This is a genomic window from Trichococcus sp. K1Tr (genome assembly GCF_028309625.1).
Taxonomy (GTDB): domain Bacteria; phylum Bacillota; class Bacilli; order Lactobacillales; family Aerococcaceae; genus Trichococcus.
The window spans coordinates 39,600-64,916 of sequence record NZ_JAQMHR010000003.1 but is presented as its reverse complement, the minus strand read 5'-3'; the positions used below and the strand labels follow the sequence as shown (position 1 = coordinate 64,916).

The 25,317-nt window shown below is 47.7% G+C and carries 24 protein-coding genes; all 24 read right to left on the bottom strand.

Annotated elements, in window-relative coordinates:
* Positions 1 to 74 precede the first annotated feature (74 nt).
* Positions 75 to 392, bottom strand: coding sequence for an ArsR/SmtB family transcription factor (locus PH235_RS06720; RefSeq protein ID WP_272161908.1), 318 nt, complete (start codon positions 390 to 392; stop codon positions 75 to 77).
* A 189-nt stretch (positions 393 to 581) separates the two neighbouring features.
* Positions 582 to 1,250, bottom strand: coding sequence for a phosphate signaling complex protein PhoU (gene phoU, locus PH235_RS06715; RefSeq protein WP_272161603.1), 669 nt, complete (start codon positions 1,248 to 1,250; stop codon positions 582 to 584).
* Between the two features lie 43 nt (positions 1,251 to 1,293).
* Positions 1,294 to 2,058 (bottom strand): phosphate ABC transporter ATP-binding protein PstB, encoded by a 765-nt coding sequence (pstB, locus tag PH235_RS06710; RefSeq protein WP_086943713.1) that lies wholly within the window; start codon positions 2,056 to 2,058, stop codon positions 1,294 to 1,296.
* Between the two features lie 12 nt (positions 2,059 to 2,070).
* Positions 2,071 to 2,877 carry a phosphate ABC transporter ATP-binding protein PstB gene (gene pstB / locus PH235_RS06705; RefSeq protein ID WP_272161602.1) on the bottom strand — a complete coding sequence of 269 codons (807 nt, stop codon included), beginning with the start codon at positions 2,875 to 2,877 and terminating at the stop codon, positions 2,071 to 2,073.
* A gap of 33 nt (positions 2,878 to 2,910) precedes the next feature.
* The gene (pstA, locus tag PH235_RS06700) at positions 2,911 to 3,795 is read right to left on the bottom strand and encodes a phosphate ABC transporter permease PstA (RefSeq protein WP_086629494.1); all 885 of its coding nucleotides are present in this window, start codon (positions 3,793 to 3,795) and stop codon (positions 2,911 to 2,913) included.
* A gap of 2 nt (positions 3,796 to 3,797) precedes the next feature.
* Positions 3,798 to 4,715: a phosphate ABC transporter permease subunit PstC gene (pstC, locus tag PH235_RS06695; RefSeq protein WP_106449386.1), complete on the bottom strand. Its 918-nt coding sequence runs from the start codon at positions 4,713 to 4,715 to the stop codon at positions 3,798 to 3,800.
* Between the two features lie 99 nt (positions 4,716 to 4,814).
* Complete coding sequence (locus tag PH235_RS06690; RefSeq protein WP_272161601.1) at positions 4,815 to 5,675, bottom strand: phosphate ABC transporter substrate-binding protein PstS family protein; 861 nt, start codon at positions 5,673 to 5,675, stop codon at positions 4,815 to 4,817.
* A gap of 375 nt (positions 5,676 to 6,050) precedes the next feature.
* Positions 6,051 to 6,725: a phosphate signaling complex protein PhoU gene (phoU, locus tag PH235_RS06685; protein ID WP_272161600.1), complete on the bottom strand. Its 675-nt coding sequence runs from the start codon at positions 6,723 to 6,725 to the stop codon at positions 6,051 to 6,053.
* A 66-nt stretch (positions 6,726 to 6,791) separates the two neighbouring features.
* Positions 6,792 to 7,541, bottom strand: a complete 750-nt coding sequence (gene pstB, locus PH235_RS06680; RefSeq protein WP_272161907.1) for a phosphate ABC transporter ATP-binding protein PstB — start codon at positions 7,539 to 7,541, stop codon at positions 6,792 to 6,794.
* A gap of 50 nt (positions 7,542 to 7,591) precedes the next feature.
* Complete coding sequence (gene pstA / locus PH235_RS06675; RefSeq protein WP_272161599.1) at positions 7,592 to 8,464, bottom strand: phosphate ABC transporter permease PstA; 873 nt, start codon at positions 8,462 to 8,464, stop codon at positions 7,592 to 7,594.
* Positions 8,464 to 9,393, bottom strand: a complete 930-nt coding sequence (gene pstC / locus PH235_RS06670) for a phosphate ABC transporter permease subunit PstC (RefSeq protein ID WP_272161598.1) — start codon at positions 9,391 to 9,393, stop codon at positions 8,464 to 8,466. Before pstC (PH235_RS06670) ends, pstA (PH235_RS06675) begins: the two co-directional genes overlap by 1 nt.
* Positions 9,394 to 9,479: 86 nt before the next feature.
* The gene (locus tag PH235_RS06665; RefSeq protein WP_272161597.1) at positions 9,480 to 10,445 is read right to left on the bottom strand and encodes a PstS family phosphate ABC transporter substrate-binding protein; all 966 of its coding nucleotides are present in this window, start codon (positions 10,443 to 10,445) and stop codon (positions 9,480 to 9,482) included.
* Positions 10,446 to 10,664: 219 nt separating this feature from the next.
* Positions 10,665 to 12,425 (bottom strand): two-component system histidine kinase PnpS, encoded by a 1,761-nt coding sequence (gene pnpS, locus PH235_RS06660; RefSeq protein ID WP_272161596.1) that lies wholly within the window; start codon positions 12,423 to 12,425, stop codon positions 10,665 to 10,667.
* On the bottom strand, positions 12,422 to 13,153 hold the full coding sequence (locus PH235_RS06655; RefSeq protein ID WP_272161595.1) for a response regulator transcription factor: 732 nt from the start codon (positions 13,151 to 13,153) through the stop codon (positions 12,422 to 12,424). The genes pnpS and PH235_RS06655 overlap by 4 nt, the downstream gene beginning before the upstream one ends.
* A 361-nt stretch (positions 13,154 to 13,514) precedes the next feature.
* Positions 13,515 to 14,402: a permease-like cell division protein FtsX gene (gene ftsX / locus PH235_RS06650; protein WP_272161594.1), complete on the bottom strand. Its 888-nt coding sequence runs from the start codon at positions 14,400 to 14,402 to the stop codon at positions 13,515 to 13,517.
* Entirely contained in the window at positions 14,392 to 15,078 is a 687-nt protein-coding gene (ftsE, locus tag PH235_RS06645; protein ID WP_086629500.1) for a cell division ATP-binding protein FtsE, read from the bottom strand. Before ftsE ends, ftsX begins: the two co-directional genes overlap by 11 nt.
* A gap of 202 nt (positions 15,079 to 15,280) precedes the next feature.
* Positions 15,281 to 16,397 (bottom strand): peptide chain release factor 2 gene (gene prfB / locus PH235_RS06640; protein WP_272161593.1). Its coding sequence is split into 2 segments (ribosomal slippage): positions 15,281 to 16,324 and positions 16,326 to 16,397, totalling 1,116 coding nucleotides; the frame shifts between segments, so codons are not numbered across the junction.
* A gap of 157 nt (positions 16,398 to 16,554) precedes the next feature.
* Complete coding sequence (secA, locus tag PH235_RS06635) at positions 16,555 to 19,104, bottom strand: preprotein translocase subunit SecA (protein WP_272161592.1); 2,550 nt, start codon at positions 19,102 to 19,104, stop codon at positions 16,555 to 16,557.
* Between the two features lie 226 nt (positions 19,105 to 19,330).
* The gene (gene hpf / locus PH235_RS06630) at positions 19,331 to 19,888 is read right to left on the bottom strand and encodes a ribosome hibernation-promoting factor, HPF/YfiA family (protein WP_106449327.1); all 558 of its coding nucleotides are present in this window, start codon (positions 19,886 to 19,888) and stop codon (positions 19,331 to 19,333) included.
* Between the two features lie 126 nt (positions 19,889 to 20,014).
* Positions 20,015 to 20,704, bottom strand: a complete 690-nt coding sequence (locus PH235_RS06625) for a ComF family protein (RefSeq protein ID WP_272161591.1) — start codon at positions 20,702 to 20,704, stop codon at positions 20,015 to 20,017.
* A complete protein-coding gene (locus PH235_RS06620; protein ID WP_272161590.1) occupies positions 20,676 to 22,046 on the bottom strand; it encodes a DEAD/DEAH box helicase in 1,371 nt (456 codons plus the stop codon). The genes PH235_RS06625 and PH235_RS06620 overlap by 29 nt, the downstream gene beginning before the upstream one ends.
* 93 nt (positions 22,047 to 22,139) lie before the next feature.
* Positions 22,140 to 22,727, bottom strand: a complete 588-nt coding sequence (gene thpR / locus PH235_RS06615) for an RNA 2',3'-cyclic phosphodiesterase (RefSeq protein ID WP_272161589.1) — start codon at positions 22,725 to 22,727, stop codon at positions 22,140 to 22,142.
* 124 nt (positions 22,728 to 22,851) lie between these two features.
* On the bottom strand, positions 22,852 to 23,718 hold the full coding sequence (locus PH235_RS06610; protein WP_272161588.1) for a DegV family protein: 867 nt from the start codon (positions 23,716 to 23,718) through the stop codon (positions 22,852 to 22,854).
* Positions 23,719 to 23,726: 8 nt separating this feature from the next.
* Positions 23,727 to 25,220, bottom strand: a complete 1,494-nt coding sequence (locus tag PH235_RS06605) for a UDP-N-acetylmuramoyl-L-alanyl-D-glutamate--2,6-diaminopimelate ligase (RefSeq protein ID WP_272161587.1) — start codon at positions 25,218 to 25,220, stop codon at positions 23,727 to 23,729.
* Between the last annotated feature and the right edge of the window lie 97 nt (positions 25,221 to 25,317).

Genomic DNA, 25,317 nt, shown 5'->3' with positions numbered 1-25,317 from the left:
GTTTTCGTCTGCTTCCTAATTGTCTGTAGTATACCATATCCAAGACTAAAAAGAACATTAGTTCGCACGGATGTTCAAGCCTCTTTATGTCCATCATCCCTAATGTGTTCGGCATGTTCGACAGCCAAATGCAGAATTGCATAGACATGCTGATCATCTTGACTGTAGAGGATATTTTTTCCGCTTCTTCTGCTTTTTACCAACTTTGCTTCCCGCAGTTTCTTCAGTTGGTGCGACACCGCGGATTGCTCCAAGTCCAGTTCCTCCGCGATGGCATTTACGTTCAATTCCCTATTTTCCAATACATGGAGAATCAAAAAACGGGTCGGATCGCCGATCAATTTGAATATTTTCGTAACTGCTTGTATCGTTTCTGTATTCAAGTCTGACATCATCTCACTTAAACCCCTATCCCTTACCTTCAATCCTTATTTTAGCAAATTCATCCGGTCTATGAAAGCTATTGCCCTTGCCGTTCGAGGAGGAAAACTGCAAGCGAACCCTCTTTGCATAGGTTCAGAAATGGCCCGGAGAACAAAAAAACGTTGCGGCACCTTTTTGGCATCACAACGTTCTTCTCATTAAATTTTATGGTGGACATTCAGTTCTACGACTTCTCCGGAATCCAAGTAAATGATCCACTCGGAAATATTTGTTACATAATCGCCTATTCTTTCCAAATAAGTCGAAATGCGCATGTAATTGGTTCCTCCGAAGACGATGTCAGGATCCTGTTTCATATGCTCGATACAGCTTTCATAGATACTTTTTGCTTGTGCATCAATTTCGGTATCCCTAGCCGCAATCTCACGTGCCCGTTCAGCATCCATCAAGACATAAGCATCCAGAACTTCCCTAACCATCGCCATGACCTTCAAGGCAGCTTCCGCGATGGCCGTTTCTATATCGGCATCATGCTTGGTGCCTTTCACTTTGATCGTCGACTTTGCGATACTGACCGCATGATCGCCGATCCGTTCCAAATCCGCACTGGCTTTCATCACGGTCACTATTTTGCGCAAGTCAGTAGTGACTGGCTGTTGCAAGGCTATCAGTTCGAAACATTCGATTTCCAAATCGTTCTCGAGTTTATTGATGGCTGCATCTTCATCTATGACTTGCTGCGCTAATTCTTTGTCATGCGTGACAAAAGCATCCACTGATTTCTGGATTGCTTCATTGACCAACACACCCATCTTCAAAAAGTGAGCGTGCAAACTCTTTAGTTCCTCTTCAAATACTCGTCTCATCGCAAACCAACCCCTTTGTAAATATCTTTCATTATGCAACGGATCAGCCGAAACGTCCAGAAATATAATCTTCCGTTTGTTTTTCTTTTGGATTGGTGAAGATTTGGCTGGTTTCGCCGAATTCAATCAATTCCCCGTTCAAGAAAAAGGCAGTGTTATCAGAAATCCGCGATGCTTGTTGCATATTATGCGTAACAATGATCATCGTGTAATCTTCTTTCAATTCCATAAGCATCCGTTCGATCTGAGCACTGGAAATCGGATCCAACGCGCTCGTCGGTTCATCCAACAAAATGACTTCCGGTTCGATTGCCAAGACCCGTGCGATGCAGACACGTTGCTGTTGGCCACCTGATAAAGATAAGGCGCTCTGATTCAATTTATCTTTGACATCATCCCAGACAGCTGCTTTCTTCAGGCTTTCTTCCACGATCCGGGCGATTTTTTCCTTGTCCTTCATCCCGGCGATGCGTAAGCCATATGCTACATTGTCGAATACCGAAAACGGGAATGGGTTCGGTTGTTGGAAAACCATGCCGACCTTTTTCCGCAACTCTACGGTGTCCATTTGCGGACTGTAGATATCCTGGTCATTGAAACTGATTTTCCCGGTGACCGTCACATCCGGAATCAGGTCATTCATGCGATTCAGGGTCCTTAGGTAGGTGGATTTTCCGCATCCGCTCGGCCCGATCAGAGCCGTGATTTCTTTTTTATGAAAATCAAGCGAAATGCCCTTCAACGCTTCGTTCTTTCCGTAATATAAATGTACATCACGCGTTTCAATAATGGGTTTTGTGCTGTTCACGTTGCTTTCCTCCTAGCCGAAATGCCCAGAAACATAATTTTCCGTCTGTTGAATCTTCGGACGGGTAAAGATTTTTCTGGTCTCATCATATTCAATGACATTGCCCAAATAGAAGAACGCCGTATAGTCACTGATCCGCGATGCTTGTTGCATATTATGTGTAACAATGATGATCGTATACTTTTCCTTCAACTCCAGCAAGGTTTCTTCGACTTGAGAAGTCGATATCGGATCCAACGCGCTGGCAGGTTCATCCAAAAGCAGGATATCCGGTTTCAGTGCGATCGCGCGTGCGATGCAGAGACGTTGCTGTTGGCCGCCCGAAAGTGCTAAGGCGCTTTTGTTCAACTGGTCCTTCACTTGGTCCCAAAGGGCAGCTTGTTTCAGGCTGGTTTCGATGATTTCGTCCAATGCCGACTTATCTTTCAGGCCATGCCTTCTCAGTGCAAAAGCGATGTTCTCATAAATCGATTTGCTGAAAGGATTCGGTCTTTGGAATACCATCCCGATATTTTTCCGCACTTCGAATACATCGACTTCAGGTACGTTCACATCAATGCCTTGGTAAATGATTTCCCCAGTCACTTTTGCGCCGGGAACAGCGTCGTTCATCCGGTTCAGCGAACGAAGATAAGTGGATTTTCCGCACCCGCTCGGTCCGATCAGCGAGGTGATTTTATTCTTTTCAAATTCCATGGAAACGCCTTTGATTGCTTCGAAATCGCCATAATGAACATGCAGATCATTTGTCTTCAGGGCAACTTCAGCCTCAGGACGCATCCGGATGATATTCGTTTCCAGTGTTTTTTCATTCCCCATCAAGGGTCCCTCCTTCAAATCAATTTTCCGGTTCTATGCTGAAGTAGCCTTCTTCTGCAATCTTCTGCCCAAACTTCTGGCAGTCAGATTGAAGATGAGGACCGCCAACACCAGTACTGCTGAGGCACCAGCGGATACTTGCGCTCCATCCGGTTTCACGCCTTCACTGTTGATTTTCCAAATGTGCACAGCCAATGTTTCGGCAGGCCGGAAAATATTCAACGGACTTGTGATGGATTGCGGATTCCAGTTTGTGAAATCCAAAGCCGGCGCGCTCTGCCCAGCTGTATAGATCAATGCGGCTGCTTCACCGAAAATACGGCCCGCAGCTAAAATCATCCCGGTCAGAATACCCGGCAAAGCAGCCGGAAGAATGATCAGCGTCACTGTCTCCCAGCGGGAAAGGCCCAACGCCAATCCAGCTTCACGCTGGGAAGACGGGATCGCCCGCAAGGAATCTTCGATTGTGCGCGTCAAAAGCGGCAGATTGAAGATGGTCAGGGACAAGGCTCCCGAAAGGATCGAGAAGCCAAAACCATACTGGATGACGAAGATCAAGAATCCGAAGAGACCGACTACAACTGACGGCAAGGAGCTCAAAACTTCGATAGCAGTACGGATGATGTCGGTAAACCAATTTTGAGGTGCATATTCCGAAAGGTAAATAGCCGCGCCCAGTGCAAGAGGCGTGCTGATCAGCAGCGTCAGGACCAATAGGTAAAAGGAATTGAATAACTGCACTCCGATTCCGCCGCCTACCTGAAAGGATTTTGCCGGAGCCGTCAAAAATTCCCATGAGAACTGGGGCAGGCCGCGCCATAGAATAAAGAGCAGCAGACTTGCCAAGATAAGGATGATCGTTCCGGAAAACAGGTAGATCAGGCCGACCATAAATTTGTCTACTTTTTTGGGATTCATGTTCATTTTTTAACGGCTCCTTTCTTACCGATGTAGCGTGTCAAAATATTGAAGAATAAAGCCATCAACAGGAGGATGGTCGCCAATGACCAGAGGACATTGTTTTCCAGGGTTCCCATCACGGTGTTCCCCATGCTCATCGTCAAAATACTTGTCAATGTTGAAGCCGGCGTCACCAGGCTATTCGGCATCAACGTTGCATTCCCGATGACCATTTGAACCGCCAAGGCTTCTCCGAACGCTCGCGCCATCCCGAAGACGACCGCAGTCATAAGGCCTGGGGTAGCTGCCCGCAAAACCACCTTATAAATGGTCTGCCAGCGCGTCCCTCCCATAGCAAGGGAAGCTTCCCGGTAATGACGCGGGACTGCGTTCAAAGCATCCACTGACATGCTGGTCACGGTCGGCAAAATCATGACGAACAGGACCAAGGTGGAAGAAAGAATACCGAATCCGGTACCGCCGAACAACGAGCGGACAAACGGCACAACCACAGTCAATCCGATGAATCCATATACAACAGACGGAATACCAACCAACAGTTCGATAACCGGCTGCAGGATTTTTTTCCCGGATTTCGGTGAAATTTCCGTCATGAATAAGGCAGCAGCCACGGCAAACGGTGTCGCCAAAGCTGCGGAAATCAAAGTGACCAAAAATGAGCCTGCGATCATCGGTAAGGCTCCTACTAATGGTGTGCCGTCATCAGCGACGGTACCGGGGTTCCAGATGCTTTTCGTCAAAAAATCACCTAACGATACGCCATCCGTAACAAAGGTGGATATCCCTTTGCTGGTGACAAAATATAAAATGGACAGCACGATGAAGACGATGACTGCCGTGCTGATCAGACTGATGGTGCGTCCAAATGATTCCAATCTGCGTTTACTTGACTTTTTCATTAAGTTTCCTGGTGTCATTTCCAAGAGAAACCCTCCTCTTAAACTTTGAGCCGCAACGAAAAGGGCCGTCCTCCGAAAAGGCGGCAGCCTTTCATCACAATGATATTTCAGTTGCTGTTATTCGATCGGTGTTACGTTTCCTTGAATGTCCCTGTCTACCTTCATTTGCGTCGAAGGAATGTATCCCAACGCTTCGATCAGATTGCCTTGCACATCTTCCGACAGCATGTAATCCAGGAATTCTTTCGTCAATCCGGTAGGTTCGCCATTCGTGTACATATGTTCATAGGCCCAGATGACCCATGCGTTAGTCGTAACGTTTTCCGGTGTCGGCTTCACCCCATCGATGGAGAGCGCCTCTACATCTTCATTGACGTAGGAGAACGATACATAGCTGATGGTGCCTGGTGTTGAAGCAACAATCTGACGGACAGTCCCGTTGGATTCCTGCTCTTGGGTGATGATGCTTTCTTCTCCGGCCAGAACCCATTTATCGAATGTCGCCCTGGTTCCGCTGCCCTTCGCACGATTCAATACGACGATCGGCAGATCCTTTCCGCCCAATTCGGACCAATTGCTGTATTTACCGGTAAAGATGCCGCGCAACTCTTCCATGGAAATATCCGTTACACCGACGCCCGGCGTCACGATAGGCGTAATCCCGACGATGGCGACACGGTGGTCCACCAATTGGCTGGCATCGATCCCTTCCCGCTCTTCGGCAAAAATATCCGAATTGCCGATGTCGACCGCACCTGCGGCAATTTGGCTCAAGCCAGTTCCGGTTCCGCCGCCTTGGACATTGACGAATTTACCCAGATTTTCCGCACTGAATTGTTCCCCTGCAGCTTCCACTAACGGTTGCAGCGCAGAAGAGCCGACTGCGGTGATGGATTCCTCATCGACAACAGGTCCGCAGGCAGACAGCGCAAAAACGGCAGCAAGACTGACTATGGCTGAAACGTATCTTAATTTCATTGTTTACCTCCCATGTATTAACCTTGAACACATACTTATCCATCGTAACGAATTTTTGTAAATGTTTCGTATCTCTTTTGTAAATTTTATGTAAATCCACCATATATTTTATTGATGGAACATTGTAACGTTGATTTTACGTTATTTTTCTGTAAATTTACTCTACGATTATCTATATTATAACAAATTGGCGGAACGCTTGTCTTATATCTAGTGCAGAAATATATATTACATTTTCATGAGTGTTTTCAATCATCCATTCTTGGCTGCCCTTACTGAATAAAGCAAAAAAAAGCCGGGAAGATGCCGCACAATCGAGTTCGATTGCGCGTTCTTCCTGGCTTCAGTTTTTCTCATCCTACATTCATAAATCTGTCAGTCTTCGAACTTGTTGTTTGTGTTCAATTCGATGATTTTCCCTGTACCCAAATAAATGATCCACTCACAAATATTTGTTACATAATCGCCGATCCGCTCGAGATAGCCGGCAACCATGATGTAGTCTGTCGCTCCCAGAACCAGCTCCGGATCAAGCTTCATCTCTTCGATGGCGCGTCCGTAGATATGTTCGGCGGCCTGATCGACCAGTTTATCGCTTAGAGCAACTGTTTTTGCTTTTTCGATGTCCGTTTTGATGTAGGCGGTAAGTACTTCCTCCACCATGACTTTTACTTTTTCTGATTGCTCTGCTATCGCTGCTTCGATATCGGAATTGCGCTTATTGCCTTTAACACGGATAGTCGACTTCGCAATACTTACGGCGTGATCTGCCATACGCTCCAGATCCGCGCATGCCTTCATGATGGTAACGATTCTGCGGAGGTTACCAGTGACTGGCTGATGCAACGCAATCAATTCAAAGCATCTTTTCTCGATTTCCGCTTCTCTTTGGTTGATGGCGATATCACTCGCTATCACTTCCGCAGCAAGCTCTTTATCATGATTCACAAAACCTTTAACAGATATGTAGATTGCTTCATTCACCATTTTCCCCATTTCAGAGAAAAGTACGTGCAAATCCTGCAATTCTTCTTCAAAAATCTTTCTCATCTTTTCGCCCCCTGTTACATGTCATTATGCATCACAGTGCATCTCTTATTCCATTATAGCCCAGTCTTACCCGAATTTGCCAGAGATATAATCATCTGTGCGTTTGTCATTCGGATTGGAGTAAATGATTTCCGTCTTATCATATTCTACCACTTCTCCATTTAAAAAGAAGGCCGTTTGGTCCGAAATCCGGGCTGCCTGTTGCATATTATGGGTAACGATGATGATGCTGTAATCTTTTTTCAAAGTCTGGATAAGTTCTTCGACTTTTGACGTCGAAATCGGGTCCAATGCGGAAGTCGGCTCATCCATCAAAAGGACTTCCGGTTCCACCGCCAGACTCCTGGCGATGCACAAACGTTGTTGTTGCCCACCGGATAACCCAAAGGCATTCTGCTTCAGACGATCTTTTACTTCATCCCAAAGAGCTGCACCTTTCAAACTTTTCTCAACAATCTCGTCCAAAATGGTTTTATCTTTGATGCCATGGATTTTAGGTCCATATGCGATATTTTCATAGATCGATTTTGGGAAAGGGTTCGGTTTTTGGAAGACCATCCCCACATCCGTACGCAGCTGTTCCACTTTGTATCTTGGATCAAAAATGTTTTGTTCATTATAATTAATCGATCCCGTCATTTTTACGCTCGGAACCAACTCGACCATCCGGTTCAAGGTTTTGATGAAAGTGGACTTGCCGCATCCTGATGGTCCGATGATCGCCGTGACTTCTTTCGTTGGAATATCAAGTTGGATGTTTTTCAGGGCGTGTGTATCTCCATACCATAAGTTGAAATCTTTCACGCTGTAAATCATTTTTTTATCTTTTAAGCTCACTTCTGGATTCAAATGAGTACCCTCCTATTTTAATAACGCTTCGAGAATTTATTGCGGATATAGATCGCCAGTGAGTTCATGATGACCAACATCAGCATCAAGACAATACTTCCTGCTGCAGCGACTGCCTGGAATTCTTCTTGTGGCCGTCCTGCCCAGTTGAAGATTTGGATCGGCATTGCCGTGAACCCGGATAAGATGCTTTCCGGAACATAAGCGATAAAGGTCATCGCTCCGATCATCAACAACGGTGCAGTCTCCCCGACCGCCCTTGAAAGAGCCAATATCGATCCGGTAAGGATGCCGGGAACTGCTGCTGGGAGCACGACTGTACGGATCGTCTGCCATTTCGTGGCGCCCATCGCATAAGAGGCTTCATATTGTTCTCTCGGAATGGCGCGAATCGCTTCTTGGCTGGAAACCACGATAACAGGCAAAATCATCAAGCTCATGGTTAAACCGCCCGCCAGGACGCTTCGGCCCATTTCCAGCAAGCGGACGAATACAGTCAGACCCAAGAGCCCGAAAACAATGGATGGCACGCCAGAAAGATTCGAAATATTCAACTCGATGAAGTGCGTAAATTTATTATCGGGAGCATATTCCTCAAGATAGATCGCCGTTCCGACACCCAGAATGAGTGATACTGGAGCGACAATGGCCATGATCCAGACGGTCCCATAGATGGCGGCTTTGATGCCGGCATCTTCCGGTCTTCTCGAAGCGTAATTGCTCAAGAAATCCCAATCAAGATAGCTGGCTCCTTGCGAAATGATCCGCACGACCAGGATTGCCAGGACGACGATACCGAAAAAGGTTGCCAGAAAAAAGAGTCCCTTGAATACGTTGTTCAGCATCAGCCGGTTGTTGATTCTTTTGTTGTTCTTCTCTACTAATTTCATCAATATTCCTCCCTAAAACGGCGAGACACATAATTCGCCAACAGGTTCATCAACAAGGTAAAGAGGAACAAGGTCATCCCTACCGCATAGATACTGTAATAGATCGTTGAACCATATGTGGCATCCCCCATGCTGACCTGAACGATGTAGGAAGTCATCGTCTGGATGGATTCTGTTACATCAAGCGTAAATTTAGGAGTGGATCCAGCAGCTGTGGAAACGATCATCGTTTCGCCCACCGCACGCGAGATTCCCAAAACAATGGAAGAGATGATCCCCGACAAGGACCCTGGTAAAATGACTTTCAGCGCCACTTCCAAACGGGTAGCCCCTAAAGCTAAGGCTCCCTCGCGCATAGCATTCGGCACAGCACCCATCGCTTCTTCCGATAAGGACGTAATCTGCGGGATGATCATAATCCCCACGACAATACCAGGGCTTAGCGCATTGAATATCGGCAAGTTCGGGATAACTGTCTGCAGCAAAGGGGTAACGAACGTCAAGGCGAATAGCCCGTAGACTACCGTAGGAACTCCGGCCAAAACCTCCAGAACCGGCTTGACGATTTTTCTGGTCCGTTCGGTTGCATATTCGCTCAAATAGATGGCTGAGGCTAGACCGAGCGGTACGGCTACGAGCATCGCAATGCCTGCTATCAAGAATGTTCCACTCAATAACGGCAAAATCCCAAAACTGGGATCATTTTTGAAGAAAGGATACCACTCTCTTCCGGTAAGGAATTCCAGGATCGGAACGTCACTGAAAAACGTGACTGTTTCTTTTGCCAACGTAAACACAATCCCGAATGTCGTCAGGATCGAAATGATCGCACAGACCAGAAAAAAAAGAGGCATTGCTTTTTCTGTAAATTGCAAAGATTTTTGTCGTGAACTTTTTTCGTTCATCAAGTCTTTGACAGATTTGGACATATTGATTCTCCTCTAATAAAGATGAGATGCAAGGGAAGCAAAACGCTCGCTTCCCTCACATCCCTTAGTTATTTATTTGGTTTTATTTATTTCAAGCCTTCCAATGTAGTCAAAGCTTCTTCATAAGATTCAGCCGGTAGTGCTACATAGCCAACTTCAGCTGCCATTTCGGCTGCCATTTCCAATGTGTATTTCGTGAACTCATAGACATTTTCATTTTGCAATGACTCGTTCTTCACGTAGATGAACAATGGGCGAGAAAGTGGCTCATAAGATCCATCTTGAACTGTTGTATTGTCAGGTGTGACTGCAACGCCTGCACCGTTTACGATTGGAACAGCTTTAACGATGTCACTGTTTTCCAGGAAGTATGCATAACCGAAGTACCCGATAGCATTTGCGGAACCGGAAACACCTTGTACTAAGACATTGTCATCTTCAGATAATGAAGCTGCTTTGTTGATTTGTGCGCCATCCAAGATTACTTCATCAAAGTAATCGTATGTTCCTGAGTCAGTACCTGGGCTGAACAACTCGATTTTTTCTTCCGGCCAGCCTTCACGGACATCCGCCCATGTTTCTGTGCCAGTTCCTTCTGTCCAGATCATTGCTAATTCTTCGATAGTCAATTGATCCACCCAGTCGTTCTCGCTGTTCACAACTACTGTCAAGCCATCCAAGGCCAGTTGGAACTCTGTATATTCGATGCCTGCTTCTTCCAACAAGGCGATTTCTTCCTCTTTGATCGGACGTGAAGCATTACTGATGTCTGTTTCGCCTGCGATGAATTTCTCAAATCCGCCACCCGTACCGGATACACCGATAGTCGCTCTGACATCTGGATTTGCGATTGAAAACTCTTCTGCTACTGCTTCCATGATCGGGAATACTGTGGAAGATCCATCGACTAAGATGTCGTTGCTTCCAGTTGTGCTTTCTGTTGCCGCACCGCTTTCTGTTGCTGCGTCTTCTCCGTCACCATTGCCGCAAGCCGCCAATGTAGCGCCGATAGTTAAAGCCATTGCGAATTTAGATAATTTACCAAAGTTCATTTTTTACCATCCTTTATGTTGAGGTTATTTGAACGTCATTGCCTGTTCACAACCCTAATATTAACGGTCCATTGTTAATTTCCTTGCGGTTTCGTGTAAAGTTTTTGTTGAGTTGCCCTCTTTTTTGTAAATGTTTTGTAAACAAACCTTCGGAATCCCAGCAAAAAAGCTCTACAGACGCGTTTCTCGCCTGTAAAGCTTTTGTATTTGAATCTATTTTTATAGGGGCAACGTCACCGTAAATGTCGTCCCTTTCCCTGGCTTGCTTGCCACAGTCACCGTGCCGTTCATGTTTTCAACCAAATACTTCACGATCGACAAGCCTAATCCCGTACCTCCGGAGTTGCGGCTCCGGGCCCTGTCAACGCGATAGAAACGTTCAAAAACTCTTCCCAAATCGGCTTCCGGTATCCCGATGCCATTATCGGCAACGTGCAGACGCACTTGCTCCGCTGCCTTCTCGATTGTGACCGTGATATGCCCTCCGGCTTGCGTATAGACTACGGCATTGTTGATCAGATTCGCCAGTATTTGCTTCAAGCGGTTCGGATCCGTATGTAAGGTGACGTAATCCTTTTCGACTAATTCCAGCGTCATGTTCTTTTCTTTGACTTTCTGGTTGACCAACTGGAATGTCGCCAGCACCGCTTCCGAAACGTTCACTTCTTCCACTGTGAGCGGAACTTGGCGCTGCTCCAACTTCGATAGTTCCAATATGTCATTCACCAAAAGATTCAGACGTGTACTTTCGGATAAGATGATTTCCAAAAATTGCTTCAGGATGACGGGATTTTCCATTGCACCGTCCAACAACGTTTCGGCAAATCCTTTCAAAGCAGTGATAGGAGTCCGTAGCTCATGGGATGCATTCGCAACAAAGTCGGTACGGACTTTTTCCAATCGCCGGATTTCGCTTATATCGTAGAGGAGGACGATCAGGTTCATTTCGCCCGGCTTCTTGCTTGTGATCGGAACGATGTTGGCATCGACTACCCTGTCTTTCGGATAATAAAAGTAGATTTCGTCATTCTGCGGCTCTCTGTAAGTGTACGCTCTTTCAATCATATGGCTGAGCCCATAACTGCTTACTGCCTCAACATAGGATTGGCCGACCAATGATTCTTCGCTTTCGCTCAATATTTCCTGCATAGCAGCATTGACCATTGTGATTTCCTTGTTTTCATCCAAAAGCATCACGCCGATAACAAGATGGTTGATCAACCCCGTAAGGCGTTCATCATTTTGCTTGATTTCATTCATTTGATTATCCAGACTCTCGGCAAGCTCATTGATGGTTTCTCCCAATTTCTGGAAATCGCCGAAGCCTTGGCCTTTATACCGCGCATCATATTGGTGATCCGAAAGATTTTTGGCAACATCCATAACGGCATCAATCGGTCTGCCGATGCGTTTCGTCAAAGCATAAGTGAGTATAAACGCTACCACCAAAGCCAATAGGATAAAAACGTAAAGGGACTGTTCGATGCGTTGGCTGACCGTCAAGGCGCTCAGCGGTCTGGATAATCGGATAATCGCAACGATGGTGCCTGCCTCATCATAGATGGGTACAGCTACATAATACAGCTCCTGATTTGTGCTTTCGCTCTTTCGCTGACCTGTTCCGTACGGCTCCCCGGATAGGACTTCCTGAATTTCTTCCCGTCGCAGATGATTCTCCAGATCAACCGTAGTGATCTGCGAATCATAAAGCACGACCCCATCAGTATCGACCAAAGTGATCCTGTCTTCCGTGAAAGCATCGATTTTATCCAGTTCTTCTTCAACAAAAACCCAATCACTGCCATCCGTACTGTTTTGGAGCAGTGTACCCACTATTTGAGTCTGTTCAACAAGCAGCTCACTGTGCAAGTTCCGCGTGTAATTGCCTAACACTGTCTCCAGAAATATTCCGAAAGCCACACTGAACAACGCGAAGATCAGCACAAATGTGGCAAGCATCCGCAATTGCAGTTGCTTCATGGCTTAGCTACCTCGAATTTATACCCGAAGCCTCGGACCGTACGGATGTATTGCGGATTTTTGGTATCTTTTTCGATTTTTTCGCGGAGATGGCTGATGTGCACATCAACGATGCGCGTTTCTCCCGCGTAATCAAAATTCCAGATGGCGTTCAACAACTGTTCCCGGCTCAGGATGCGATTGGCACGCTTCGCCATGTAAAGCAACAATTCAAATTCTTTCGGCGTTATTTCAATCAATTCTCCTTCAACATGTACCTCATACAATTGCGGGAAAATAGTGATTTCGCCCACTTCAATTTTTTCTGTCTCATCTTCCGTCAGTTCCTGTTGGGCAGTCGTAACCGGTTCAGCCGGAACAGCTTTGTTTGTCCTTCTTAAGATAGCTTTCATCCTGGCCAATACTTCACGGGGGCTGAACGGCTTCGTCATATAGTCATCCGCACCCAACTCAAGCCCGATGATCTTCTCCAATTCATCATCCTTCGCTGTCAAAATCATGATCGGTGTATCAAATTTTTCCTGTCTCAGACGTTTACAGATATCCATTCCGTCCATTGACGGCAGCATCAGGTCCAAAATGATGAAGTCAAAAGGATTCGAGATGGCCAAACGGTAGCCTTCCGCTCCGTCGGTGGCAGTTGTCACCTCGTAGCCGTCTTTTTCCAAGTTGAAAGCCAACAATGTAACGATGGATGGTTCATCATCCACTAGCAAAACCTTTTTCATGTTTCCTCCTCTGACCTATTGGGGTCCGGGATGGCGAATGGCCACCCCATGTATTTTATGAATACCTGTATTCTAAGCGCCTCAGCTTCCCGCTAGACTCGCTCTCTGTTTTAGCATACTAAAAATGTCGGGAAACGGCAATTCAGATTTCATCGCCCGATTTCTGTTGCTCAAGTCATAAATTCCGAGAAAGTGCGCTGTAGAGCAGATTTTGGGCGGTTCGTGAGAACTATCCGAGAGCGAAAATATTAATTGAAGCTTGTCGTTTTTCTGGGCTAGCGCAGTGATTCATGCAACAGAAAAAAAGGTTCCAGCCATACACTTGTATGACTGGAACCTTTTGCGAGTTCGATTTATATTGTTAAACTTTCAGGAATCTGCGCATCGAGAATACGGAACCGAACGCCCCGATAAAGATACCTATTCCCACCATCAGAAGACTGATGTAGAGAAGGAATGGATTCGGAGTCAAGAGCCCAAAGTTTGTGCCTGCCAAGTAATCTCCGCTCACATCAAAAATGAAGCGGTAAAGGAAAATGAGGAAGGTTGTAGGGATTAATGCACCTATCAAACCAATAATGGCTCCTTCAATCAGGAATGGCCATCTGATGAAGCTGTTTTTTGCCCCCACCAACCGCATGATTTCGATCTCAGTGCTCCTTGAAAAGATGGTGATTCGGATCGTGTTGGAAATCAGGAATACGGCAACCAACAGCAAGCCGATGATGATGACAAGTCCGATCGTACGGATCGTTGCAATCGTCTCGAACAATTTATCCGCTGTGGCACCGCCGTATTCGACCTGAGTGACATACTGCATGGCGGATGCTGCTTCAGCTACCGCTTTCGTCTGCTCCGGAGCCGTCGTATTCAGGACATAAGCATCATACAACGGATTGGCATCCCCACCGAACAGGTCGAACTCATCGCCGTAGCTGCCGATGATCTTATCCAATTCCTCGTCCTTGCTTGAGAAAGTGATGGATTCAACATTGGCGATGTTCTCCAGTTCCGTCTTCAGTGCTTCCTGCGCGGCCGGATCAGCCGCCAGATCGATGTAAACTTTTACACTCACATCATTTTCGACGTCTGAAGCCAATTTGTTCACGTTCAAGAGAATGCCGGTAAAGGATCCCACAAGCAGCAAGGTCAGCGCCACCGCACTGACGGAGGCTATCGACATCCAACCATTCCGGAACAGGCTTTTGAACGCATCTCTTATGTGTCTCATAAATGTTCTAAATTTCATATCCATATTCTCCTTCTTGTTGATCTCGGACAATACGGCCATTCTCTATTGCTAATACACGGTGTTTGATGTCATTAACGATTTGGCTGTTATGGGTTGCCATCAGAATTGTCGTACCTTGGTTATTGATTTCTTCCAGAATGCGCATGATTTCCATCGACGTATCCGGATCCAAGTTACCTGTCGGCTCATCCGCAATCAGGACGCCTGGCATGTTCGCAATCGCACGAGCAATCGCAATCCGTTGCTGTTCCCCGCCGGAAAGTTCATTCGGGAACATCCGGACTTTATGCTTCAGGCCAACCAAATCAAGCACTTCCAACACACGCTTCTGGATGACTTTCGGACTTTTTTCGACTACTTCCATCGCGTAGGCGATGTTTTCGTATACGGTCAGTTTAGGTAACAATTTGAAATCCTGGAAGACTACGCCCACAAAACGACGCAACAATGGAATTTCCTTTTCCTTCATGGTCGTTAAATTATATTTGCCTACTTGAACTGTTCCTGAGGATGGTTTTACTTCGCGGTACATCATTTTGACAAAGGTTGATTTGCCGGCTCCACTGGGGCCTACAATATAAACAAATTCCCCTTGCTCGATCTTCACGCTCAGATTATTGACCGCCGTAATGCCGTTGTTGTATTTCTTAGAGACATTCAGCATTTCAATCATTTTATCACCTGTCTTTTCTTTTTTTCCTTGCTGCCGCTCTGAAAGCTTCAGAGGCCGCAAGAATGCTTCCCTATTATAGCACGTTGTGTAAGTATGTCTGTTTTAGTTTCTTTACAAGTATGTGTCAATAGTTTCTCAGAAGTCCAGCTGAATCCTCACTATTCCTGCTCATGTCTGGCCATTTTTCCTTTCGTTGCGGATCTTACAGTTCTTCCTGATCCATCGTCATTTTCAGATAAGCATCGATGAAGGCATCCAGATCCCCGTCCATGACGGCTTGTACGTTACCCGTTTCATAGCTGCTTCTGTGGTCTTTGACCATGGAATAGGGATGGAACACGTAGGAACGGATCTGTGAACCCCAACCGATTTCTTTTTGTTCTCCGCGGATGGCTGCCAGTTCTTTTTCACGCTCTTCCTCTTGCAGTTGGTACAGTTTTGCCTTCAGCATCCCCATAGCGGTGTCCCTGTTCTGGAATTGGGAACGTTGCGCCTGGCTCGCCACAACAACGCCGGTCGGGATGTGCGTGATCCGGATGGCTGAGGATGTTTTGTTGATGTGCTGTCCGCCTGCTCCGCTCGCGCGGTACGTGTCCACACGGATGTCATCCGGACTCACTTCTATCTCCGTATCGTCGGCAGCGATCTCCGGCATCACGTCGATCGAACAAAAAGAGGTGTGTCGTCTTCCTGCCGAGTCGAATGGCGAAATGCGGACCAAACGGTGCACGCCCCTTTCCGAACGCAGGTAGCCATAGGCGTTCAATCCTTTGATAAGGATCGTTACGCTTTTGATTCCGGCTTCATCCCCGCTTTGATAGTCCAGCGTCTCCACATCGAAGCCTTTTTTATCGGCCCAACGTGTGTACATGCGGAAAAGCATGCTTCCCCAATCCTGGGATTCCGTTCCGCCGGCACCCGGATGGATTTCCAAAATGGCGTTGGATTTGTCGTGCGGTCCGTTCAAAAGCATCGTCAATTCATATTTTTCCAGTGCTTCCGTAAATTCTGTCGTCTTTTCGTTCAATTCTTCCAGGTATTCCGGCTCTTCATCCTCTTTCACCATTTCATACAAGACTTCAAGGTCTTCATACTGCGCTTCCAAACTCTTGAACGTATTGTAGACTACTTTTAATTGGTTCGATTGGTTGATGACTTCCTGCGCTGCTTCAGCATTGTTCCAGAACTCAGGATCCAGCATGCGATCGTCGAATTCCGCAATATCCGTTTCCAGGCCATCTAAGTCAAAGAGACCTCCTGAAGCTTGAGATTTTTGTTTCTGAACTTTCCAATATTGCTTTGATTTCACTTAATTCCATTTGATTTCCTCCTAGATTCGACAAAAGAAGGATGGGTCGGGATAAAAACAAGCTACTGTTTTTTATCCCGACCCTCCTCGATTGGCGTTGTATCCGATTAGTGTGTGTTTGACTCGGTCTTGCTGGTTGAAGTTTGGATTGCTTGAATCGTTACCGGTTATTCTTCGGTGGGCGACTCTTGTTTTTCTGCTGCTTCAGCCGCTTGTTTGGCTTTTTGGATTTCCATCAGTTTTTGCATTCTCATTGCGGCGATCTGGGCTCTGCGCGCCTGTTCCTGTTGCTCCGTCTGGGAAGCGACTGTCTCACGCGTCGGCATGATGTTCGAGCCTTGGCCTACTGATTGTCGTTGCAGATTTTGGCGAATTTCTGATTTCATCACGATACGGGTTACATCATAGTCGATGGTGGCGATCATTTCCTGGAAACGATCATAGCCTTCGGTTTGGTACTCGGTCAACGGATTGTTCTGTGCGTATGAACGCAAGCCAATCCCTTGGCGCAGCTCATCCATATTATCGATGTGATCGGTCCATTTGCTGTCCACGACCCGCAGGATGACGACTTTTTCAAACTCCAATATTTGTTCCGGACTCAATTGTGACTCTTTTGTCTTGTAAACTTCCATTGCGCGTTCCACCAAATATTCCTCGATTTCGTGCGCAGTTTTGCCTTCCAGATCTGCCAAGCTGATGCTGTCGGGATGCACGAGGGCAGCTCCGGCAAAATCGCGGATCCCTTGCAGGTTCCATGTCGCCTTTTCCCCGATGGTATGCGTTTCGACCACACGCGCAATCGCACGTTTGATCATGGCTGTTGCAACATACTTCAGCGATTCGGTTTCATTGATGACTTCCAGACGCTGTCCATAAATGATTTCACGCTGTTCACGCATGACTTCATCGTATTCCAATACGTTTTTACGGGTATCGTAGTTGTTGCCTTCCACTCGTTTCTGGGCGGATTCCACTTGTTTGGAAAGCATTTTGCTTTGGATGACCACATCTTCCGCTTCATCGTCCAAATTCAATTTGCTCCAGACTTGCTGGATGCGTTCCGATCCGAAGCGTCTCATCAAATCATCTTCCAGCGACAGGTAAAATTGCGTTTCGCCGGGATCCCCTTGACGTCCGGAACGTCCACGCAGTTGGTTGTCGATCCGGCGTGATTCATGGCGTTCGGTACCGATGACGCAGAGACCGCCTAATTCCTTGACGCCTTTACCCAGCTTGATGTCGGTTCCACGACCGGCCATGTTGGTGGCGATCGTGACGGCTCCGGGTTGACCGGCCCCGATGATGATTTCCGCTTCCCGGAAATGGTTTTTGGCATTCAATACTTGGTGCGGAATGTTTTCTTGACGCAGCATATGCGAAAGCAGCTCAGATGTTTCCACGGCTACGGTACCGACAAGGATCGGCTGCCCTTTGGCATGACGCTCTTTGATGTCGCCGACGACAGCCCTGAATTTGCTCTTCAAGGATGGGTACAACAAATCCGGAAAGTCATTACGGACGATCGGTCTGTTTGTAGGAATCGAAATGACATTCATGTTGTAGATTTCCCGGAATTCTTCTTCTTCCGTTTTCGCCGTACCGGTCATACCGGACAGTTTTTTGTACATACGGAAATAGTTCTGGAAAGTGATGGTGGCCATCGTTTTCGATTCATTTTCGATTTCGACGTTCTCTTTCGCTTCGATGGCTTGGTGAAGTCCGTCCGAGTAACGGCGGCCTTCCATGATCCGGCCAGTGAATTGGTCAACGATTTTTACTTTTCCGTCTTCCACTACGTAATCGATATCCACAAGCATGATGAAGTTCGCGCGCAAAGCTTGATCCAAATGATGCACCAAGCGGGTATTATCCACATCGTACAAATTCGGCAAATGGAATGTTTTTTCGGCTTTCTCGATGCCTTCATCCGTCAATGCGATCGATTTGGATGTCAGATCGATCGTATAGTCTTCGTTCTCTTTCAATCCTTTGATGAAGAAATCGGCTCGGTTATAGAGTGCTGTCGATTTTTCGGCTTGTCCGGAAATGATCAATGGTGTACGGGCTTCATCGACCAAGATCGAGTCTACCTCATCGACGACCGCAAAGTTCAACGGGCGCTGCACCATTTGATTCTTGTAGACGACCATATTGTCACGCAAATAATCGAAGCCCAATTCATTATTGGTGCTGTAAGTGATATCGCAGTTATAGGATTCCCTTTTTTCTTCAGAAGACTTGCCGTTTGTGTTCAAACCTACCGTCAAACCCAGGAAGCGGTACAGTTCACCCATCTCAACAGCATCGCGGCTTGCCAGATATTCATTGACGGTGACAACGTGGACGCCTTCGCCCGATAAGGCGTTCAGGTAAACCGGCATTGTTGCAGTCAAGGTTTTACCTTCACCGGTCTTCATTTCGGCGATGTTGCCTTTATGCAGGGTGATCCCCCCCATAATCTGCACTTTATAAGGATACAGCCCCAAGACGCGTTTTGCGCCTTCGCGGACTACCGCAAAAGCTTCAGGCAGCAGGTCATCCAAGGACTCCCCTTTTTTATAGCGTTCTTTATAGGATTCGGTCAGTTCGCGCAATTCTTCATCATCCAAAGCGGCCATTCGATCCGCGTAGGAGATGACCTTATCCGCTACTCCTTCCAAGGAACGTAGCTCTTTCTTATCATTCTCGATGAGTTTCTTTAAAAAGTTGGCCATTCTATATCTCCTCTTGCTGTTTGATTTCATTCCAGCAATCATTTTCACTGGGTATGCGTTCGTGTATACGTCGTTCGTTGCTGATGCAAAAATAATTCTTTTATCTCTACTATTCTATCATTACTTTTAATTAATGTGAACTACTCGCCATCAACAAAACCTTGCAGCAGTTGCCTAATAAAAAAAGCCCCCCGCCATTTATGGGCGGGGGACGTTATTTTCGGATTTAGTCAGTTTCGATCAGACCGAATTTGCCGTCTTTTCGGCGGTACACGATACTTGTACCGTTCGTTTCAGCATCTTCGAAGATAAAGAAGTTGTGTCCAAGCATATTCATCTGTAATACAGCTTCTTCACTGTCCATCGGTTTGAGGGAAAGACGTTTGGTGCGGACGATTTCAAGCGGATTCTCATCGTCTTCCATTTTTTCTTCGATCAGATTCGGCTCGTTACCGATATCAAATCCTCTCTCTCTGGATTTGCGGTGAATCTTCGTCTTGTACTTACGGACTTGGCGTTCAAGTTTGTCCACGACCAAATCGATGCTTCCGTATAGATCGTTGGAAGTCTCTTCGGCTCTTAAAACCAGGAAAGGTAGCGGAACCGTAACTTCCACCTTAGCAGATTTTTCGGCTGGGAATGGATATACTTTTAAGTTGACATGCGCAGTTGTTTCAGGCACGTTGCTAAAGTATTTTTCCAGTCTGCCTAATTTTTTCTCGGCGTAGCTGCGGATCGGTTCTGTAACCTCAATATTTTCTCCTCGGACATTATACTTAAACATAGCACTCTCTCCTTTCGTCTGACGCATCGTCAGATAAAGACAACCCTCACCTATGGACCACTCATAGGGGGTTTCTTTAACTTCATTATAATGTAAGCGCCTTAACATTTCAATGTTTATGATTTATTATCTTGCGATCGTAATCGAACGAACCGATCTGAATCCTTGCTTGTACAGGAGGGTTTTCGCGTGGTAGAGCGTTCTTCCGGTAGTATAGACGTCATCAAAAAGAATAATTTCCTGCTGAAGATATTTTTTATGCCCGTCCAGCAATAAAAATGGTTGCGTTGTCAGCAGTCGTTCCTGCCTGTTTTTTTCGGACTGTTTTGCTCCGGCATGCTGGTTTCCCAAAAATTGCACGTAGCGGATCCCTGCTTGTTTCAGCATCTCTTCGCATTGGCTAAAACCTCTTTCTTCGTAACTGGCTGATGATATCGGCAACGGGAGGAACAGCCCTTTTGGATGCGCCCTTTGGAAAGCCTGCAGATCATTCGTGAAGGCACCGGCAAGACGGTAATCGCCTTGGAACTTGTAGCGTTGCAGCCAGTCCTTCACGACACCTGTGTAGGCATAGCAGGCATGATGCGCGATCGTCAGCTCCGGATAGCGACAGCTCCAGCTCCGGCAGTCCTCGCACAACTCAGGGGCTGTTTGCGGCCGCATGCAGCCCGGGCAGCACGTTTGACCGGCTAAACGCGGTAACTTTTCGTCGCAGGCTCGGCAGATTGTTCCGCAATCTTTTTTCCCGAAACCGAAAAGTTCCTGAAGAGTCAAAACTTCGCGGATCTCATTTTGGCAAAACAGACACTGACCCATTCAGCAGCCCCCTTCTTCCCGCCTCCCGGTTCATCGAGCGGATTTGCCGTACCGCTCCCTGGATGGCTTTCGTTTCACCGTCGTGGGCAAAGCAGACCCACCCCGTCGGAAAGTCTTTGTGCCTGCCTGCCCTGCCGGCAATCTGCACCAACGAGGCTTCCGTGAAGACCCGATCTTCCGCGCCAAGCACGATGACATCGATGTCCCTGAAAGTCACGCCGCGCTCCAATATGGTCGTCGTCATCAAAAAATCATATTCCTCGGACCGCATCCTTTTCACTTTCTCCTCGCGGTCAGGGTCGCTCGCCGAAACGCAAGTGAACTGCTTGTCCGGAAAAAGTTCCCTCAACCATACGTCCAGCGCTTCCATCAGTTGGATATGCGGCAAAAAAAGCAGAAAGCGCCGATTCGTTTGGAGCTGTCTTCGGATCAGGGTAAGGAATCGGGTATTTTTCCTTTTGTTGATGGCCTTGCGCCAATTCCCGACCCACAGACACTCTGGTTCGGGCAACGCAAAGCCGTGATAGCGGGCAGGCAACACCGTCGCTGCCAATCTGCCGCGCTTGATGTCATTTTGCATGGCCCGTGACGGGGTCGCCGTCAAATAAATCAGCGCGCTCACCTTCTTTCTGGATTTTTGCGCCCCGAACTGGAGGCTCGCATCGTTATGGAACGGGAAGGAATCAATTTCGTCGATGATGAGGAGATCGAACGCTTCCCGGAAACGCAGCAGCTGATGGGTCGTGGCGATGACGAACGGTGTGTAGCTGTAGCCTTGCTCATTCCCTCCGTACAGCAAGGCCACCGGAACGTCCGGGAACGCCTGCTTGATCCGCGGCGCCAGTTCCAGACAAACGTCCACGCGCGGGGAGGCCAGGCAGACTCTCCCGCCTTTGCGCAGACTGGCTGCAATCCCTTCAAAAATCATCTCGGTCTTCCCGGCACCGGCAACAGCCCATATCAGGCGTGTCTCTTCAGCATGGACCGTCACCACGATTTCATCCGATGCACGTTTCTGTTCCGAAGACAACTGGCCCTGCCATTGCAGAATCGGTTCATGGGGCCATGCGAACGAGTTGGTTTCCGGCAGATGATGGAGGATTGTGCAACTTTTGATTTTCCCCATGTTCAGGCAACTCAAGCAATAACGACAAGCAGCTCCGCAAGAACATGGCGCTGCCTGCATTTTGTTCCTGTCTTGGTTTCCGCAGCGGGTACATGCGAACTTCCCGTTCACGCTGACCAAACCGGGCCGCTTCTCAGCCAGAGCCAGCAGCGCTTCGTCTGCGCTGCGGCACTCGCTCCTAGTCAACTCCCTGCCGTACAGTTCCTTCCCGTCCATACCATCCCACCTATCCCTTCCTTGGTAGCATACGCAAAAAAAGCCGCCACTCTTCCGCTGATTATGCGAAGAATGGTGGCTTTCTGTTTCCGGTCAGGGATTTATTTGTTTGCTGGAAATCGTCCGGCTTATCTGACCGTGGAACGGGAAATCGGCGATCGGGCGATAGACCAACTTACCGTTCACCCGCACACTTTCAAACAGCGTCAGCGCGGTGACCGGGATTTTCTGGTCAGATGGCAGCAGCACTTTGCTGAGTGTTTCCCACTCCTGCGACAGTACGATCCCCCGACCGAGCGTAAGGTGCGGAATGAAGGCAACCTCGTCGGCGACTGTCATTGCTTGCTCCAAAAGCTCCGCGTTAAGCTGATCATAGAGCTGATGGAGCTGTCTGTTTTCTTTGATGCCCAGCCAGATGATCCACTTATTTTTTTTGAAAAAATTACCCAACCCAGCGGTTTCGATCAGGAAGGGAACCTGTTCTTCGGTGCAGCGGTCCAACGCCGTTTCGATCGCACTTTTCTGATCCGGGTCCACTTCCCCGATAAAACGCATCGTCAAATGAAAGTTGTCCGAATCTGTGAATGCTCCTTTGAGGCTGGCACGTTTCACTTCTTCCTGAACGGCACCCAGTTGTTCTTTGATGACTTCAGGCAATCTGACGCCGATAAATACTCTCACAAAAACACCCCCGCTATCCGTTTAAAAACCAGTCCGAAATCCCCCCAGAAAAAAACAGGAAGGCCAGGGACCCAAATGGCCCTTCCTTCCGGATGAATGTATGATTGCCGCAAATAGTTGTTGCCTATATCGGAAAGCTCAATTCGGTGTCTTCCGTCCAGGTCAGCCCGAGTGCACCCTCGCCCAAATGCGTCCCGATGACGGGGCCGAAATAACTCAATTCGAAGCGGATGTCCGGAAATTCTCCTTGGAGATGCTCCAGCCAATCTTGCCCTTTTTCGGGAATATTGCCATGGATGACGGTTGCGATGATCGGATAATCCGCCTTTGACGCCGTCTGGCCCAACAGTTCTTCGATCCGTCGCAATGACCTTGCATTGGTCCTGATTTTTTCGAAAACGACTATCTTTTTGTCCGAAAAATGCAAGACCGGTTTGATCTTCATGATCGAGCCGATGACAGCCGCCCCGCCGGACAGTCTGCCGCCGCGCTGCAGGTTCATCAGATCATCCACCATAAAGTAAGCGCGGGACCGTTTTTTCATATGGTCCAATCGCGCCATGATCTTCTCCGGTTCAACACCGACGGCAGCCAACCTTGCAGCCTCCAAGACGAAGCGGGCCTGCACGTAACAACTTATTTCAGAATCGAAGGCATGGATGTTGAATTCCGGATATTCCCTGCTTAGAGCGGCTGCATTCTGGTATGTGCCGCTGATGCCGCTTGAGAGATGGATGCTGATGATCGCATCATGCTCCTTCGCCAATTCTTCATACAGCTGATGCATGGCACCCACTGCTGGTTGGGAGCTTTTTGGAAAATCGCCAGATGATTTCATCAAGGCATAAAAATCCTCAGCAACCAGATCTATTTCTTCTTCATATGATTTTTCTCCGATATTCACGATTAACGGCAGCATATGAATATGGTGCCGCTGGCGTATCTCAGCCGTCAGATAAGCGGTACTGTCCGTAACTACTGCAATTTTCATGGAAGTCCTCAATCTTTCTGCTCGTTGCGCAATTCAATCGCTTCAGCCGCCACTTCACTGTCCAACAGGCGGATCATTCTGCCTCTGTCGTTGTAGTCAGCTTCATGTCCACGGCCCAGCAGGATGACCGTATCTCCCGGTTCTGCGATGGCGATGGCATGTTGGATGGCTTCCTTGCGGTTTTCGATGTATTCATAGTTGTCCTTTTCGATGCCGGCAAGCATCATCGCGATGATCTGTTCCTGCGGTTCTTTCCCGGTATCGTCCGTCGTCAGGACCACATGATCGGAAAGTTCCGTACCGATGCGGGCCATGATTGGGCGTTTTTCATGCTCCCGTTCCCCGGCGCCGCCGAAAACGGAAATGACTTTGCCTTGAGTAAATTCGCGTACCACACTCAATACTTTTTCCATCGCGTCGGGCGAATGGGCAAAATCGACGTAGACGCCGATGTCGCTAGCGCCAGGCACGATCTCCAATCTGCCGGTAACACCAGTCAATGACGTCACCGCTTTTGTTGCATCCTCCAACGGAATGCCCACTGCATAAACAGCCGCCAGCGCAGCCAATGTATTGGAGACATTATAGAGCCCCACCAGGTTCGTCACGACCGGATAGCGTTCCCCGTTGACGATCAGATTGAAGCGTGTCTGCGTCCGGCTGTAGGTGATATCCGCTGCAAAGAAATCAGCCCTTTCGTCCTTCACGCTGTAAGAAATGACTTCTGCCGCCGTAGCGATGCGATAGCTGTGGATCGTTTCATCATCCGCATTCAGTACCGCCGTTTTCGTCCGTCCATTTTTGCGTCCGTTCCCCAGTTGGGAGAAGAGCAGCTTTTTCGCTTCGGCATAAGCTTCCATCGTGTGATGGAATTCCATATGTTCATGCGTCAGGTTCGTCATGATCGCGACATCCAAATCAAGACCCCATGCTCTGCCCATTTCCAACGCAATCGAGGACAGCTCCAGCGTGAAGTATTCAGTCTCCTTCTCAACCATAAGGTGCAGCGCCTTTTGTATCGTGATGCTGTCTGGCGTCGTATTTTTCGTTTTGTGCACTTCGTCGCCGATATGCATTTCGATGGTGCCCATCAGTCCGGTTTTTTTGTCCATCGCCTTAAGGATGGCTTCCACCAAGTAGGTTACCGTCGTCTTTCCGTTTGTCCCCGTGACGCCGATGACTTTCATCGCCTCGCTCGGATAAGCATAAAAATGATTTGCAAGCAGACTCATCGCTTTGCCCGTATCGGGAACATACACGACCGGGACAGCTGCTGCCACTTTTTGGATATCCCTATGGGCGACAATCAAGCCCGCACCATTGGCGACCGCCGTCTCAACGTAATTGTGGCCATCGACTTGCGTACCGTCGATGCAGATAAACAGATCCCCCGATTGGATATCGCGGGAATCCTGACTTATTTTTCCAATATTCAAAGCGGGATCCAAGCTCCCGACAACTTTTTTCATTTTGAGTACATCGATTAAATCTGTAGCTTTCACGCAGATCACCTTTCCATCGACCCCTGTGGCCGTTTGGTCTATTCAATCTAACAATACCACAAATGGAAATGTTCGGAAAGTCCCTTTCCTTGTTCGT